Annotated in this window: 13 protein-coding genes; 5 read left to right on the forward strand and 8 right to left on the reverse strand. The window is 44.3% G+C overall.

The window, feature by feature from the left end:
- Nucleotides 1-150: 150 nt before the first annotated feature.
- Complete coding sequence (locus J2T19_RS06250; RefSeq protein WP_307214164.1) at nt 151-1,065, reverse strand: AraC family transcriptional regulator; 915 nt, start codon at nt 1,063-1,065, stop codon at nt 151-153.
- Nucleotides 1,066-1,272: 207 nt separating this feature from the next.
- On the opposite strand from J2T19_RS06250, the gene yicI reads away from it, so the two are divergent.
- The 3 genes from yicI (at nt 1,273) to bcbE (ending at nt 6,220) form a co-directional block, all read left to right on the forward strand.
- Nucleotides 1,273-3,591, forward strand: a complete 2,319-nt coding sequence (yicI, locus tag J2T19_RS06255; protein ID WP_307214165.1) for an alpha-xylosidase — start codon at nt 1,273-1,275, stop codon at nt 3,589-3,591.
- A gap of 178 nt (nt 3,592-3,769) precedes the next feature.
- Nucleotides 3,770-4,780: an aminoglycoside phosphotransferase family protein gene (locus tag J2T19_RS06260; RefSeq protein ID WP_307214166.1), complete on the forward strand. Its 1,011-nt coding sequence runs from the start codon at nt 3,770-3,772 to the stop codon at nt 4,778-4,780.
- A gap of 132 nt (nt 4,781-4,912) precedes the next feature.
- Nucleotides 4,913-6,220, forward strand: a complete 1,308-nt coding sequence (gene bcbE, locus J2T19_RS06265) for a bacillibactin exporter BcbE (protein ID WP_307214167.1) — start codon at nt 4,913-4,915, stop codon at nt 6,218-6,220.
- 108 nt (nt 6,221-6,328) lie between these two features.
- Here bcbE and J2T19_RS06270 read toward each other — a convergent pair whose 3' ends face one another.
- The 6 genes from J2T19_RS06270 to J2T19_RS06295 form a co-directional block, all read right to left on the reverse strand.
- The gene (locus J2T19_RS06270) at nt 6,329-7,627 is read right to left on the reverse strand and encodes an MFS transporter (RefSeq protein WP_307214168.1); all 1,299 of its coding nucleotides are present in this window, start codon (nt 7,625-7,627) and stop codon (nt 6,329-6,331) included.
- A gap of 30 nt (nt 7,628-7,657) precedes the next feature.
- Nucleotides 7,658-8,080 (reverse strand): MarR family winged helix-turn-helix transcriptional regulator, encoded by a 423-nt coding sequence (locus tag J2T19_RS06275; RefSeq protein ID WP_239289631.1) that lies wholly within the window; start codon nt 8,078-8,080, stop codon nt 7,658-7,660.
- A 146-nt stretch (nt 8,081-8,226) separates the two neighbouring features.
- Nucleotides 8,227-9,342 (reverse strand): GerAB/ArcD/ProY family transporter, encoded by a 1,116-nt coding sequence (locus tag J2T19_RS06280; RefSeq protein WP_307214169.1) that lies wholly within the window; start codon nt 9,340-9,342, stop codon nt 8,227-8,229.
- A gap of 22 nt (nt 9,343-9,364) precedes the next feature.
- Complete coding sequence (locus J2T19_RS06285) at nt 9,365-9,571, reverse strand: hypothetical protein (RefSeq protein ID WP_307214170.1); 207 nt, start codon at nt 9,569-9,571, stop codon at nt 9,365-9,367.
- Between the two features lie 41 nt (nt 9,572-9,612).
- Nucleotides 9,613-10,761: a Ger(x)C family spore germination protein gene (locus tag J2T19_RS06290; protein ID WP_307214171.1), complete on the reverse strand. Its 1,149-nt coding sequence runs from the start codon at nt 10,759-10,761 to the stop codon at nt 9,613-9,615.
- A complete protein-coding gene (locus tag J2T19_RS06295) occupies nt 10,758-12,206 on the reverse strand; it encodes a spore germination protein (protein ID WP_307214172.1) in 1,449 nt (482 codons plus the stop codon). The genes J2T19_RS06290 and J2T19_RS06295 overlap by 4 nt, the downstream gene beginning before the upstream one ends.
- A 206-nt stretch (nt 12,207-12,412) precedes the next feature.
- Here J2T19_RS06295 and J2T19_RS06300 point away from each other — a divergent pair, with 206 nt between their 5' ends.
- Together J2T19_RS06300 and J2T19_RS06305 are read left to right on the forward strand one after the other, a co-directional pair.
- Nucleotides 12,413-12,910: a GNAT family N-acetyltransferase gene (locus J2T19_RS06300; RefSeq protein WP_307214173.1), complete on the forward strand. Its 498-nt coding sequence runs from the start codon at nt 12,413-12,415 to the stop codon at nt 12,908-12,910.
- A gap of 53 nt (nt 12,911-12,963) precedes the next feature.
- Entirely contained in the window at nt 12,964-13,584 is a 621-nt protein-coding gene (locus J2T19_RS06305) for a TraX family protein (protein WP_235540746.1), read from the forward strand.
- An 80-nt stretch (nt 13,585-13,664) separates the two neighbouring features.
- Here J2T19_RS06305 and J2T19_RS06310 read toward each other — a convergent pair whose 3' ends face one another.
- Complete coding sequence (locus tag J2T19_RS06310) at nt 13,665-17,342, reverse strand: non-ribosomal peptide synthetase family protein (protein ID WP_307214571.1); 3,678 nt, start codon at nt 17,340-17,342, stop codon at nt 13,665-13,667.
- Nucleotides 17,343-17,381: the final 39 nt, after the last annotated feature.

Consider the following 17,381-nt stretch of genomic DNA (forward strand, 5'->3'; position numbering starts at 1 on the left):
GATTTCCTGTTGCTGACATCTTTTTTTTGACTTAGGGAAGGCTGTGAAATGCTTGAATCAATAGCTTTTGAATGAATGTTAGCGAGCATGCTGGGATCCATGTGTATGAGCTGACATGTTACCATGTACCCGCAGGCTAAGTAATGACGATCAGATTAGCATGGGCTCTACGTCAACTTTCTCATAGAACATTTTTCGATACTGTGATGGTGTAGTGCTTTTATGTTTCTTAAACGTGGTAATAAAGTAGCTTAGGTGCTCAAAGCCAACATCCATCGCAATGTCTACGATTTTATGATCGGTATTCTCCAGCAGGTAGCAGGCCTGTTGCACTCTGTAATAATTAATATAATCGACAGGACTTTTTTGCACCATCTGTTTGAAGAATCGGCAAAAGTGGCCTTCACTCATGTTTGCCTCGTCTGCTAATTCCTTCAGCCTAAGTGCTTCTGGATAATGTTGATGGATGTACGATAGCACCGACTTCAAGCGTTCCACTTTATCATGGCTACCTGTAGGAAGAGTACCATGGGTAGTAGCTGGACGCATGTGCTCGAACATCTGTGCAAATATAAGATACAAATATGCTTTGGTGGACATTTCACACGTCTCTGAATTCGTTGCGTGTTCAGCAAATATACGTTGTAAATACAGTAGGATTTCTTGTCCCCAAGCATCACTTGGCTTGATGTGGTTGGGAGGCACGAGTGTCTTGTGAACAAGCGGATGAATAAACTTTTCCTGAATCGTATCAAAAGTGCGACTGCCTAGCAGTTCAGGGCTGAACACAATGGAAGAAAAGACGCAAGGAGTAGTACCCTTCAAATAACCAACGTGAATTTCTCCGCGGTTAACAAAGATGGCTTCCCCAGCCTGTACCTCAACCGTGTTCATATCAATCTGGAAGACGGCACTTCCCTGTGTAACCATAGTGAACTCCATCTCGTCATGCCAGTGGCAATCAAGAATGATATCGCCGTCCAACTGTTGAATATCCGGATATACACTGACAGGATACATGGCATCACCGTGTACCCGATCTTCTCGTAAACGTTCACGTTCCATGATGTGGCTCCTTCAATGATCATTATTAATGAAGTAATGAAAAGTATAATGAAATTGATGCTAATGTAATCGTTTCCATTGATTGGTGTTATTTAGTAAGAAAACGTTCGGATATATCAAAATCGTGATATATTTGGTCAAAATAGGAGAAGAAATTCATGATTAATATCAATATTATTATAGTATAACCGAAGGGGGTAATCAAAGATGAAATTTACGGACGGCTATTGGCAAACCCGCGAAGGATATCATGTACAAAATCCTGCGGATATTCGAGATATCGTACAAAAGGGTGATTCCTTTACAGTATATGCAGCAACGAAACGCATTGAACGCAAGGGAGATACGTTGAACGGCACATTGCTCAAAGCAACGTACAGCTCACCGATGCCAGATGTGATCCGGGTACAACTGAACCATCACAAAGGCAAAGTAAATCCTGGTCCTGAATTTGCTCTGAACACATTAAATACGGATGTAAAGATCACTCGTGATGAGAACGGTGCAGAGTTGCAAAGTGGCAACTTACGTGTAACCGTTAACAAAGCAAGTGGTTGGGACATCGGTTTCCACTATAATGAAAAACGTTTGACAGGCAGTGGCTGGAGAGGTCCAGCATACATTGAGTCTGCAACTGAAGGTGCATTCTTCCGCGAGCAGCTTGAGCTTGGAGTTGGGGAATATGTATACGGCTTGGGTGAGCGCTTTACGCCGTTTGTGAAGAATGGTCAAGTCGTGGATATCTGGAATGAAGATGGTGGTACAAGCAGTGAGCAAGCCTACAAAAACATTCCATTCTACCTCTCAAACAAAGGATACGGTGTTTTCGTAAACCACCCGGAGAAGGTATCTTATGAGATTGCTTCTGAGAATGTATCCAAAGTACAGTTTAGCGTAGAGGGCGAGTCCCTTGAATATTTCATTATCGGTGGTAGCAATCCGAAGGAAGTTCTGGATAACTATACGAAGCTGACTGGCAAACCGGCATTGCCACCGGCATGGACGTTTGGTTTGTGGCTGACGACTTCATTCACAACAGACTATGATGAAGCAACGGTTAATCATTTTGTAGATGGCATGGCTGAACGTGATCTGCCACTTTCCGTATTCCACTTTGACTGCTTCTGGATGAAAGAGTACCAATGGTGTGATTTTGAGTGGGATGAGGATATGTTCCCAGACCCAGTAGGTATGCTTAGTCGTTTGAAAGACAAAGGCCTCAAAATCTGTGCATGGATCAACCCTTACATTGCTGAGAAATCCATTCTGTTTGATGAAGGTATGGAGAAGGGTTACCTGGTTAAAACAGCAGACGGAAGCGTATGGCAATGGGATAAATGGCAAGCGGGTATGGGGCTCGTAGATTTCACGAATCCTGAAGCAACCGATTGGTATAAAGGTAAACTGAAAACATTGATCGAGCAAGGCGTAGATTGCTTCAAAACGGACTTCGGCGAAAGAATTCCAACGGATGTAGTCTACTACGATGGTTCCGATCCGGTGAAAATGCACAACTATTATACGTTCCTATACAATAAAGCTGTGTTTGAAGTATTGGAAGAGAACCTGGGCAAAAACGAAGCAGCATTGTTTGCACGCTCTGCAACCGTTGGTGGCCAGCAGTTCCCTGTACACTGGGGCGGCGATTGTTCTTCCAACTACTCATCGATGGCAGAATCGCTGCGCGGTGGATTATCCCTTGGTCTGTCAGGCTTCGGCTTCTGGAGCCACGATATTAGTGGATTCGAGAAAACAGCAGAACCAGACGTATACAAACGCTGGGTACAATTCGGTCTACTCTCATCCCACAGCCGTCTCCATGGTAATGAGTCTTATCGTGTACCTTGGTTGTTTGATGAAGAAGCTGTTGATGTGGTGCGTGACTTCACGAAGCTTAAACTTAGCTTGATGCCATATCTGTTCAATTCTGCAGTGGAATCCACTGTTCGAGGATTGCCAATGATGCGTGCAATGGTTCTGGAGTTCCCTGAAGATCCTACATGTGCAACCATTGATACACAATACATGTTTGGTGATTCTATTCTGGTCGCACCGATCTTCAATAAAGAAGGCGATGTAACATATTACCTACCAGAAGGCACATGGACGAACTATCTGACAGGAACTAAAGTAGAGGGTGGACGTTGGGTTAGCGAGAACCATGACTTCAAAACGCTGCCTATGATGATCAAGCCGAACAGTCTTATCGCTGTAGGTGCAGTTGATGGCAAACCAGATTATGACTTCGCTCAAGATGTTTCCTTGCACTTGTTTGAATTAGCTGATGGTCATCAAGCCCAAGCGGTTATCGTGAATCAAGGCGCTGAGCAGGAGCTCGCTGTTCAAGTATCACGTAATGGTTCGGTTCTGGAAGTTACCGCAGAAGGTGTGGGCAAACCTTGGAGTCTTGTACTTCGTGGTGTTGGCAGTGTATCCAGTGTTGAAGGTGGCTCCTACGTTTCTGGTGAGCGTGGTGTAGTTGTTACGCCAGCATCTGGTGCAAAACAAATCTCCATTCAATTGTAATGTGCTAATTGTCTAAATGAAGTTAGAATAGAGTAGAAGGGCGGTGCCGAAAGGTACCGTTTTTCTCTTGTTATTGTTATCCGTTTTCTTTGACTGTTTAACCTACAAATTGGTTTAGGTACAATAAGACTTATACCTTGTAAGACATATCATTATTACAGTTAGGGGAGTAAGTTATATGGATTCCATTCACTCCAAATTACATCAACCTATTACGTCAGAGATGCTGTACACCTTAGTAGAACATACATTTGGTGCAAATACTCATGTAAAGCAATACGGTCTGCTACAAGGCGGTTTGTTTAACACCACTTATCGCATAGGGCTGGATCACCCTAAGTACCCGGATGTCATTTTAAGATTAGCTCCTGAGCGAGTACAAGGAGAGGGTAGTGAACATACACTAGCAGATCCTTTGTTTTCATTTGAACGCACCATGATGGCATCTGAACCAATCATTTATGAGTTATATCGCCAGAAGGGAATTCCCTCTGCATCGGTTATTGCCTGTGACTCTAGTGGGATTATGATACCAAGAACGTATATGTTTATGGAGTTCATCCCCAGCCGGCAGTTAAATGATCCTTCGTTGTTAGCAAAAGACAAAAAAGAACTTTATCGCCAATTAGGCACATATACCGCTACAATGCATACCATTGAGGCAGATACATTTGGATGGCCGCAGGCGGATGGCACGATCAAGGGGTCTACACGTTGGTCAGAGGTATTATTAGCCTATGCTACAGAGACGGCAGCGAAGGCAGAACATGCTCATTACATGTCCGGAGTGGGAGAAGAAATCTTAGCGATTCTAAAAGCTAATCAACCTGTCTTAGATCAGGTGACGAAGCCGGTATTAGTTCATAATGACTTATGGGAAGCCAACGTGTTGATTCATGGGCAACAGGGACAATCTAGCATTGCGGCGATTATTGACGGAGATCGCTCCATGTTTGCTGATCGTGAGTTCGAGGCGATCCTATCGACCGAATCAATCGACTTTCATGAGGGTTATGGACGCTCGCTTGATATGTCTGAAGAAGGACAGTTACGACGGTTTATTTACCGCCTAGTGTCAGCTTATTTTAATGCCTATGTTCATGAGCATCAGGTCAATCAGCATGAAGATGCAGAGAAGTACCAACACAGGACGTTGAGTCTGCTCAAGGAATGGAGAGAACGGAATTAGTCGTATCGTGTTAAGGTGCATGAAGTGTTGCTCGATGTAATTCAACGAACTTTTTACATATCCCGAATAAACATCTGCACAATGACCTACAATAACATTGATATTCCTGATCCCTTAAAAGGTGGTTGAGGTATGAGTGATAAAAAGTGGGATCTTGTCGCACTTGCTTCTATTCCGGTAATTATGACCTTGGGAAACTCCATGTTAATTCCGATTCTTCCTCAGATAGAGCGTGAATTAAAAGTGTCGTCCTTCAAAGTCAGTATGTTGATTACCGTGTACGCCATTGTCGCGATCCTCCTGATCCCGATTGCCGGATATTTATCTGATCGGTTTGGGCGTAAGGTTGTTATTATTCCCAGCTTGATCATCGCGGCTGCTGGAGGTGCAGTGGCGGGTGGTGCCGCATGGTTAATGAACGGAGATGCCGCTTACTGGGTGATACTCGGAGGCAGGCTACTGCAAGGTATAGGTGCCGCAGGCGCATTCCCCATCGTCATTCCGCTTGTGGGTGATATGTTTAGCGACGAAAATGAAGTCAGCAAGAGCTTAGGCATCATTGAAACATCCAATACCTTCGGTAAGGTATTAAGTCCTATCCTTGGTGCAGCTCTGGCTGTCTGGTTATGGTATTTACCGTTTATGGCGATCCCTGTATTATGTCTCATTTCACTGTTGCTGGTTATCTTCTTGGTGAAAACACCTAAGAAAAAAGAAAAACCTCCTACGTTCTCGGAATTCATCGCTTCTATACGGACAGTGCTTAAGCAAAAAGGTCGTTGGCTCTATGCGCTGTTTGCCATTGGTGGCATCTGCATGTTTGTTATTTTTGGTGTGCTTTTTTATTTGTCTGAGACCTTGGAAACGGAGTTCAAGCTAAAGGGTGTGCTAAAAGGACTTGTGTTAGCTATTCCATTAGCAGCGCTATGCCTAGCTTCGTTCTTGGCAGGAAAGTGGATTGGCAAGAGCAAAACCCGTATGAAATGGATTGGATTCTCGGGTTTAGTGATCTTGACTGCCTCGCTGGTTGTTATGGGGCTATGGGACAATATATATGCTGTCGTAGGTTTGTTTACCTTAGGCAGTGCAGGAATCGGTGCAACATTGCCATGTCTTGATGCATTAATAACCGAAGGTGTGGATAAGAAACAACGAGGCACGATCACTGCTTTATTCAGTAGTATGCGCTTTATCGGGGTGTCCTTAGGGCCGCCTGTCATATCCTTGTTAATTGGACGTGCTCATATCTTAATCTTCGGCGTACTTGCTGCGACAGGGGCAATTGGTGGTTTGCTTACACTTTTTGCAGTGAAACCTGAGAAAAGTAATACCGGAACAGAAGACGATAAGCAAGAAGATGAGGAAGAAGAGGAAGAAGAGAACGTGAAAGATACGGGACGGGTGCTGCCGAAATTAGGAAAAAGAAGAAGCCCATTCTAGAGAGAATGTTGCTTACACACAGACACAAAGCAAAAATGTGTTGCGCATGAGATACGACTGATGTACTCATGTGACAACGCATTTTTTGCTGTTTTCTAGGGTGTAAAATCAATGTTGATTGCTATCAGTAGAAGAGGGTTTAGCTTGATTAGAGGATTGCTCCTTGTCTGGACTAATATGGGTATGCTCTAGCAGAGGATGAGGGGTTATGGTGAAGCCGCCACTTCTCTTGCCTTGAACTAAATAGATGAGTAGGAACACAATCATGAACATGACCGAATAGCGATACATATCCGTGTAACTTGTGAGGGATGCAATACCACCAAGCAATAGGGCACCAGTTGCGATACCTAAATCAAGACTATTCAAAAACATGCCATTTGCCATTCCGCGCTGAGAAGGCGCTACTATCTGAATCATCCAGGTTTGTAGAGAAGACTGCATGGAGCCATAGCCAATACCGTAAATAAATGCTGCTACAAATAACAACAGCATAGAGGTTGCATAAGAAAGAATAATTAACCCAATCGCGATGAATATCGCTCCAGGAATCAGCAGCGCTTTTGGTCCTTTTTGATCATAAAGACGCCCAGCAAAGGGTCTGACCAGCAGAACTGCAATTGCATTAAATAGGAAGAACAGTGCGGGATTGGAGAGGTTAGCTTCCTTACCGTATAACACGATAAAACCAACAAGTCCCCCGTATGTGATAGATAATAGGCCATTCAGTACACTCGGCAAAATCAATTTACGATTGAAAGGGATCTTTTCACCTTTTACGGCTGACGTAGGAACTGCTCCTGTGTGTGTCACTTGGTCGCGCTGAGATGCCTTTTTACGTGTTAACGAATAACTTAGCGGGTAAATGACAGCAATTACACCTGCTGTACATAACATTAACGTAACGAATCCTTGGCCTTGCAGCAATGTAACCCCGATAATGGGACCCATGGACATGGCCAGACTTGTGGATAAGCCGAAATAGCCCATTCCTTCACCCATCCGTTTAACCGGAACAATATCAGATGCCATTGTTGGGAAAGCAGTACTGCTCATACCAAATCCGACACCAAATAGCATACGTAGCAATAGCAAAACTACAATGCCCGCAGCAAAGTAATAGCCCAGTGTAGCTAATAGAGCGATGGACAGACCCACATAGATCATCGTGTTCCGTAAACCTTTCTCTAAAGCCTTGGCAGAGTACAGTCTTGCAGCAATGGCACTAAGTGCAAAGAGACAGGTGAACAAACTGACCTCGAATGCATTGGCATGAAAACGATCCTGCACATAAGCGGGCAGCGGAGAGACGATCATATGCAACTGCAGAAACAGCAAAAAATTACATAGCATTAATAAAATAAAATCGGTTGTCCATAATTTCACTTGTGTAGATTGTGTATTCATATAGCAGAATTCCCCCTGATGTTCTTTTCTCTAAAGGTTGTGATTAATGAGGGAAAGAGTATGCTTAAATGCTTCCATCTGGTCTTCAGGTATACCTTCAGCAAGTTCTTTATTCATTTCTCTTTCGATCGGAACGAGGATGTCCAGCATAGTTCGACCCTCAGTTGTCAGGTACAGTAGGTAAGCTCTGCGATCCTGTTCACTCGTCTGACGTTCTACCCATCCCTTCTTCTCCAGAAGATCAATGATACGGGCAGTCGTGGGTTGATCTTTAAACACACGCAAGGCAACTTCCTTTTGATTCACACCTTCGCCTTTACCAATATTGAACAGAACAGAGAACTGCTCTGTTGTGATGTCGTGTGGTTTGAATTTGGTCGCGAGCAGTGCAACTGCTTTGCGATGCGTCAAACCTAACATGAAACCTACGGATTGCTCCAATGAATAATCCATATATAATGAAAACCTCACTTTCAACCAGGATAAACACGTACTGTACGTAAATAGTTGTTATAACAACTATATGCCAAACAAGTAATTTTGTAAAGAGATGGACTGCAGTTGTTCCGTTATTCACAATGACTTGAGCGGCAGAAAAGTCATGATGATGATGTGGAAGAGGGTTGGATTTTTCGATGTTTACCATATCGGAGCCAGTGAACAATAACGTACAGTATAGGCATCGATTCAATGAGCAAGGTATACATCGGCACAGCGTAAGAGCGTGTAGCTAGCTCGTATGCAGTTACATCTTTGGCGTATTGCATCACAATGGCAGCAGCTGTTCCACCAATCAAGTACACAACCGACTTTTGTTGTCTAACACCACTAATTTTGGATAGACACACAGAGGCGACATATAACAAAAAAGAACTTCGTGTAAACATGGTGGTTGACCAGATCGCAATCAGTACGGGATCTAGATTATCAAGAAAGTCGCCGTACCGAGCAAACCTAATCATCTCAAGTAAAGGATAACGGAGGCTCGCTGCTACATAAGGACCAAAGTTCATGAGTGTATAGATCCAGAAAAAAACAACAAACAGAATAACGGTGATTCCAGCGAATATCATACTCCTCAGTAAGGGGCGTCTAAACGCAACAGTCGGAGCGAGAAACAGAAACAACATCCACTCGGAAAACCAGGGCAGGGTAGAAAAAGAACCGATGACAATCTCGCCTAGATCATGATGTGTTGTTAAAGAAAGGAGTACATCAGGATTGCCACCACTGCCTACGGTTGGGATCAGCAGAGTGGATGTGAGAACTTGCACCAAAAAGATACCTTCTGCCATAAAAATAATAGTCACTAGTCCTGAGCGTGCTGATAAGCTGACACATAACAAAGTAAGTGTTGCGGTAACCCAAATGGGAGTCTCAGGTAAGTACATCGATTGCAGAAAAATAATGAAATTCTCTACATCAATCGTCACTAAATACAAACACAACAACGCGATCATGCCAACGAAGAAGAGATGTACCCATTTGCCAACAATGTCTTCTCCAAAGCTCAGCCAAGGTCGATCCGGGTTAAGGGCTCCGAGTCTATATGTAAAGAATAAGAAGATGAGGCTGATCAGAAAGCCACCAATCGTGGATAACCAGCCCTGATAACCGCTCATCTTGAATAATCGTTGCAGAAGGAAAGCAATGGGTTCAGAGTATAGATATACAAACATGAAGCGATAAGCTTGCCCAGCCGTTAGATGATTCATAGATCATTGGTACCTCCTGTTCTTAATGAATCATAGGATCAATCCAGCCAAAGATCAGTTGAATGATATCATTGGGATTGGGCCAGGCAGACCAACTTACCGCGAGCGTATTCCACACGATAAACAGCCCGAGTAAGATGAAGTAACTGCGCCTAATCGTCTTTTTACTCGTTTTCACGGATGCGTAGTCAGATAGATAGAGCCCAGCGAACAACAAAACAGCGATCATGAAGATCCTCCTTCAGCGCATGTCATTACGGTTCGTTTAGATCAATAGCTGGACTCTGATCCAACAAACTGAATGTTAATCTGTGTATTAACGCGAAATTGCAAATTATTTTTTATATACGTTGTCCATTGAGGACGAAGCTTAGACCAGATCTTGGGATACTTCCACTCCAAGCGGTATCCTAGATTCAAAATATCTGCCTCTTTCTGCTGTGCGGTAACAATGGCTTGCTTGAGGTGTTCGTCGATTTTTTTACTCGCCTCCACTTGAATTTCCTGCACACTTCCGACGTCTTTGGCTTTCAATATGGGAATGACGGAATTAAGCTCACCCTTACCCGTTAGATTAATGTCGAAGAAGGGCTCACCATCGACTAGTCTGACACGAATGTCTGAGTCCATATCGAAGAGAGTCATGCTGGCCTTTACTCTGTCTGTCTGGATGGAGATTGCCATTGAATCTAGTTTGCGACCAGCCCAAGCCACAGCGCGAGTCTCATCATCTGAAAGAGTCCCCACCATACGCATTTGCTTGAAAATAGCTCCGCCAATCTGACTGACCCACTTTTTATTCGCCCCTTCTTCGCTTACCATAGGTAATTGTTTGGCTTGCAGCAGTGATGCAGCGAAGCCTTGATTCATTTTGTCAGAAGCATAAACGTTTAGCGTCTGGGTCTTTAACAAATTTTCCTCGGTGGAGAATTCGCGCAGTACATCACTTGGGGTTTCCTCAAAGACCGGAGTTAAATCGGATACATCCTTTGCTTTACCCTCAGCAACCATTACGTAGCTGCTCAGGTGAAATAGTGGCTCTCTTGCAATCCATTCCATCGTATCGTCGATCCCTGCTCGGGCATATGCTTGTCCGAAGACAACAACACGTGTATGTCCCCAGGAGATTCTTCTCGTGAGATCTGTCTGGATTCGTTCTAACGCATCGGCAATGGTAGGGGCTACCGCAGAAACTACGGCATACGGCTCCTTGCCGGGTCCTCCTCGATCTGGGGATAGCCGGTTTGGAAGAGGCATTGTTAATGAAACCTCAACTTCTCCAGGCGTATCGGTCTTGTCAACATACATGGCAGTAATAAATGTGCGCTCGTTAATTTCGACTTTAGACCAGCAGCCACCACAGAAGAGGCAACATGTCACGAATAGAGCTAATTTAGGCAAAGTATAGCGAAGGCTCATGGCGTATCTTGCCTCGTTTCATTATCCGCTGCATATGCCTTGGTTCGTTTTTTCATAAGAAACCAGGGTACCCGAATGAACGTATCCTTGATATCACGGAGGACAAGCGGCGCAAAAGGCTGCATATATGGAACTCCGAAAGAGCGCAGACTTACCATGTACCAGTATATTAGATAGATCGAAATGACTACGCCAAATAGACCAAGCGTTCCACCGACGAGTAACACAGGAAATCGAAGAAGCCGGAATGCCAGTCCTAATTCAAAATGTGGAATGATAAAGGCGGCAATGCCTGTAATGGAAACGACAATTACAAGCGGGGCAGAGACAATACCTGCCTGCACAGCCGCCTGACCGATAACAATACCGCCAATAATGGACACGGTTTGCCCTAACGGTTTCGGAATACGTATCCCTGCTTCACGCAGGCCCTCAAAGGTGATTTCCATAATGAACGCTTCAACCAATGCAGGAAAAGGAATGTTCTCCCTGGCGGAGGCAATCGTAATTAGCAGATTCGTTGGGATGATTTCTGGATGAAAGGTGGTGACGGCCACATAAACCGAAGGTAACAAAAATGCAAAAAAAGCAAATAGCAGACGAATAATCCGAATGAAAGATGCGGAATGAAACCGTTGATAGTAGTCTTCAGAAGATTGCATTAACGAGAAGAAGGTGACAGGAATAACTATTGAGAATGGTGTGCCATCCTGCATGATGCCAATACGTCCCTCAACGAGTGCGGCTGCGACGGAATCTGGCCGCTCGGTATATTGGTACTGGGGAAATGGTGACAGCGGATGATCCTCCAGAAACTCCGATAAATAGCTGACGCCTAAGCTGCTATCCATATCAATTTCATTCAAGCTGTTCAACACGTTCTCAAGAATATCGGGTTTGCATAACCCTTCAATGTACACGACATATACAATGGTTTTGGTATATTTGCCGATTGTGAATTGGATCATCTTGAAGTCAGGGTGTTTAATTTTGTGCCGAAGCAGAGACATATTCGCTTGAATATCTTCAATGAATGCCTCTTGAGGGCCAACCACAACGACCTCGTTTGTGGATTCAGGTATAGAGCGTTTCTGATAATTCTGAATTGAGAATACAATCCAATTGGACAATCCTTCAAAATGAAGAACGGCATTACCGGAGACGATGTCACTCACTAGTTGTTCAGATGATTCTGTGAGTTGTGAGTCCAGTGTGAAAAAAGAGCCACTAACAATCCGCGCTGTAAGCATAGGGTCTATTTCGTCGTATGATGCTTCTTCTAGCAACGGTTTAACGATGGCTTCTCTCATTGTGGCGGTATCTACAATGGATTGGATGTAGATGAGCTCACAATGAATGGTACCAATCTGAAAGGGCTGATAGACAACATCCGTAGCGCCCAAGAGACGGGTCTTCACCTGTTCAAGCGTGCTGCCTGTTTCCATTCCATGTTTCCTCCTTGATTCGCCAGTCTATATAATGACTTGTTATCCTCCTATAGTTTGTGACGCCTGACCTTAAATATTCTTGCATTTGTGGAAAAGTCAAAAAGATTGCAAACTTTGGTGCAAATGATGAATGTGGAATGTTGGAGGTAACCTATATAATAAGATGACATTCATTAAGAGGAAGAGATAAGGAGAGAAACGAGATGACTGATCAAATTAAAATTGCTGTGCTTGCTGATACTGAACATGTAAGTGAGTTATTTAATCAATATCGTATGTTCTATAATCAACCTTCAGATCTAGAAGGGGCGGGGCAATATATAAAGAATCGGATCCGGCATAATGAATCGATTATCCTAGTAGCTGAAAGGGTCATTGAATCGGAAGAGCTTGGCCAAAATACAGAAGTAGACAATAGAAACAATCGGGGATTAATGGGGTTTGTGCAGTTGTATCCAAGCTTCAGTTCGGTATCGATGGGCTGCATCTGGGTGCTGAATGATCTATATGTTCTGCCTGAGTATCGTCAGCAAGGGATTGCCCGCAAGTTGCTACAGGCTTCCAGAGCACTCGCGAAGGAAAGGGGCATTATTCGGTTGTCTCTGTCCACTGCGATCAGCAATAAGCAGGCTCAAGCGTTATATGAGTCTGAAGGATATGCAGTAGACACCAATTTCCTGTATTATGATCTTAATGTATAAGAGATAAAGGATGTGCTTGTGCGTCACAAGGAACAAGGGAGGACTACATAACCATGATGCAGTGGATCGCCATGATAACAATGCTGATTGATCACATAGGTGCCGTTTTTTATCCACAAGTGGAGGAACTGCGAGTGATCGGACGCATCGCATTTCCAATCTATGCTTTTGCCGTGTATGTTGGCTATAAGCACACACGAAATATGAAGAAATACATAATGCGATTATTCTGGATCGCGGTCATTTCACAGATTCCTTTTATGGCAGCATTTAACCACCTCTCACTAAATGTCGTATGGACGTTATTGTCTGGATTGTTGGTATTGCTGGCGCTGGATCGTTTACCCGTCCGCTTGTTGAGTATCCCGATTGTTATAGGTGCAGGATGGATTATGGAGATTACGCATATGGACTATGGGATGTACGGGCTGATTCTCGTTCTATTATTCCGGTACTTCCAAGGTGCAATTTTGGTTGTTGGACATTTCTTGTTAACGGCAGTCTATATCACGCTCTATAGCAGTTCAGTGCAGATGTACAGTGTTATTGCTACCGTTGGTATTGCTATTGCCCAATATTATGGCGCAGGCTTTCGCTTAAAGGGGCCGAGATGGATATGGCGTTATTTCTATCCGGCTCATCTAGCCATCATTGCCCTTATTCGCTGGATATAACATGTTGGAATAATATAAGAGGCCCCTGTTCCGTTAGTGGAACAGGGGCCTCTTATGAAAGGATAAAATACGGAATAGATCTACTCCAATGTTGGAGAAGTGCCAAAAGTTGGCTTGATTGCTGCAGGGAAGTATCCAATCGCAACTGCATGCTCAAGCATGTTCAAAATAAAACGATCATCGGCTTTAGGGCAAGAAATGCCTGCAGATTCTACATAAGCCGTTGTAACAGGAGAGGCATATACGTACGCTGAATCCTTGGCACCGTCCCCTTCAAGCTGAGCGATAGCCAGTTGAAGCGCCTCAGCATCTTTACTAATGCTAGCATCAAACAACCATTGTGTATATTCGGCAAAAGGAACCGTCTCAACTTCATAACCAGCGCGATTGATTGAATGGATCAATTCATCATAACGAATTGACTCTGGATTACAGATGTGGAACACACGGCCAGCAGTGTCTTCGCGTAATGCCAGATGTACAATCGCTTCGCTTGCGTAATCAATTGGAGTGAAGTCCACCATCCAATCCGCAGCAGGAGCTTTGCCAAGCAACAACATCGCTTTAATCATGCGGTAGAAGGCATTGCTGTCAATATTGGACTGGAAACGTCCTGTTTCCGAATGGCATGTCAGGTTTCCAGCTCGATAGATACTTACGGGTACGCCTTCCTCTGCTGCCATCATAAGCACTTTTTCAGCTTCAAGTTTACTGTCAGAGTACACGTTCTCCACATGCAAATCGGCTGGGAAATGATCATATTGTAATGAAGATTCCCATTGTCCGCTAAGTGCTAGATCTTCTGGGATTCCCATCGTGGACACATGATGGAAGGAGGCACCTGGTTTGCTGCGAATTAGATCCAACAGTGCTACAGTTCCTTCTACATTCGTTTTCGCGAATTGAGCTGCATCCCCGAAGTGTCGCACATCTGCCGCACAGTGTATCACGCGATCAATTGTAGCTTGTACATAAGTCTTTTGTTCACCAGTCAACCCAAGGTTCGGCTGCTCTAGATCTCCTTCAATGATCTCAACGCGAGATTGCAATTGAAGCGCCACTTCATTTCCGAAATACCCCTGCATCACATTGCTCAATCGTTGCATAGCTGTAGTTCCATCCGATGGACGACGAACCAATGTGTAAATTTTCGTATCAGAGTGCAGGATTAATTGCTGAAGCACATGAGAGCCTAAGTAACCTGTAGCACCTGTTAGGAGAACATGTTCTGGCTTGAGAATTTCCGGGTATCCGATCTGTGTAGCAAGCTCAACAGGATGCTCGGATAGTTGGGTGATCAGACCACTTGTACCGGATGAAGCCGAGTCTGACTGTTCTGTCGCTAGCGCTAATTTCTCCACTCGACGTGCCAATGCGCGAATCGTTTTCTCCGAAAAAAAGTCTGCAATCTTCAATAGTGGATAGTGAGGCTTCAGTAGAACAAGCACATGAATGACCCGTAGAGAGTCTCCACCGATGGTGAAGAAACTATCTTCGACACCGAAGTCGTCGTGTTGAAGGATCTCTTTCCAGGCGTTCAGAATAATGGTTTCAGTTTCAGTTGCAGGCAGTACACGTTCCGCACGATTCTCATGACGTTCTTCATGAGGGAGAGCAACCATCGCTTTGCGATTGATTTTACCTGTTGGCGCAATCGGCATCTCATCCAATTGGCAGATCCATTTTGGCACAAAATACGAAGGGAGTTTCACAGCAAGCTGCGCTTTGAGCTCTTCAACGGACAATGTGCTGCCATCCACGGAGGTAAAGTAACCGACGAGCATATTTTGTCCATCTGATTCTTTTTTTGGGATTACAGCGACATCTTGTATCTGCTCTAAACGTGCAAAATGATCCTCGATTTCGCCAATCTCAATCCGATGACCACGAATTTTCAACTGCGAATCACTACGTCCCACATATTCTATTAATCCATTGTCTAGCAATTTAGCAATATCACCAGATTTATAGATTTTCTCACCCATCGCAAACGGATTCTCAATAAAGGCTTGAGCAGTACGTTCTGGTTGATTCAGATATCCCTTCGCCAGAGCGGGCGTGGAGATGTAGACCTCACCAGGGACTCCAACCGGGCAGAGCTGCTGCTCTTCATTCACGATGTAAACTTTGTAGTTATGAATTGGCTTACCAATTGGCATATTAACGACATGGTCAGGAACTTGCTCGCTGATTCGATGAGTCGTCGTTGCTACTGTACATTCAGTAGGACCATATACATTGACGATGTCAATCTGGTTGCCAAATTTACGTTGGAATGCACGGACTTGTTCACCATATAGTGCTTCGCCCGCAACGGTAATTATTTTGACTTTAGCCAGCTTATGGAAACCTTCATCGGACAGATAGGAGGCAAGCTGGTTGAAGAAGATCGTAGGTAGAATCGTAATAATCGTTGTGCCTGTACGTTCGATTGCAGCTGCAAAATCCTCAACGGATACTCGTTCTTCCGCAGATAGAAGGTAAAGCTCAGCACCGTAGAACAGGGCACCAATCGTATCCCATACGGAGGCATCGAAGCTATATGTAGCAAACTGGGTCAGCACATCGCTAGGCATAATATCACAATCTCGCTGAACGACACTACCAAGGTTTGTCACACCGCGATGAGCCACGAGCGCACCTTTGGGTTTACCTGTAGAGCCCGAAGTATAGATGATATAGGCTAAGTCATCCGGCTGAACATCGAGATTAGGGTTGCTTGCTGCAAATCCCGCCAGACGACCATCTACTGATAAAATTTGACGCACGGTTGTGATGCCCGAGAATAGACGTGAAGCTTCAGTAAAGGAAGAATCTTTCGTTAGGACAAAGGATGATGCTGTATCTTCTACGATGTAGCTATTGCGTTCTTGTGGGTGCTCAGGATCAACAGGAACATACACACCCCCGGCTTTGAGAATACCCAGAATGGAGATGATCGTCTCTAAGCTTCTCTCCATGAAGATGCTGACAAATTCCCCTTTTTGTAAACCGTTCGATAGAAGAACTCGAGCCACCTGATTAGAACGCTCATTCAATTCTCGATACGTATATTTCCCTGAAAGTGACGTGATTGCAGGTGAGTTAGGATACTCGGCCGCAACAGCTTCGAACCAACCATGAATCGTTTGATGTTCAGGCTCTAGAACGGCAGTATCGTTCAGCTCACGGTACAACAGTCGATCAGAAGAGGATAAAATATCAACGGAGCCAATAGATTTGTCCGTATTGCGAATCATAGCGAGTAGCAGTGTCTCAAAATACTCCGCATATCTCATGATGGTTGCCTCATTTAGCAACGAAGCATCATAGAACGAATCAAGGATAAACTGGCCGCGATCATTGCGGATGTTCCAGTTTAATATTTGCGGAGCTTGAGGCAATTGCACACTGTTGTGCATAAAAATCGTTTCAGGGTATGCCCCAGGATGAGTGGTATTGTTGTTCAGAAGTTGCTCCGAAATTTGTTCAATCAATTCCCCGAAGGTCATCTTCCCATGGATCTGCATTATCACGTTAGCAGCCGCATGCTCAGGAGCCAGTGTACCTATGGCTAGCTCCTGTTCGCCTGAAAGTCGGAATAACAAGGCGGCGTACGTGGATAAGAGAGCAGGGTAAGTCGATGCTGAGCCGAATTTTTGTGTAAGTTCATGACTCAAGGCAGGCTGTAAAGGAATATGAGTTGATTCATAAACGAATGATTGCTGACGACGTCCGAAATCCAGCGGAATCTGAAGTACCGGCAATTCAGTTTCCATAATATGAGCTGATGAAGAATGATTATCAATCACTTCAGT

This window comes from Paenibacillus tundrae (assembly GCF_030812775.1).
Lineage (GTDB): Bacteria > Bacillota > Bacilli > Paenibacillales > Paenibacillaceae > Paenibacillus > Paenibacillus tundrae_A.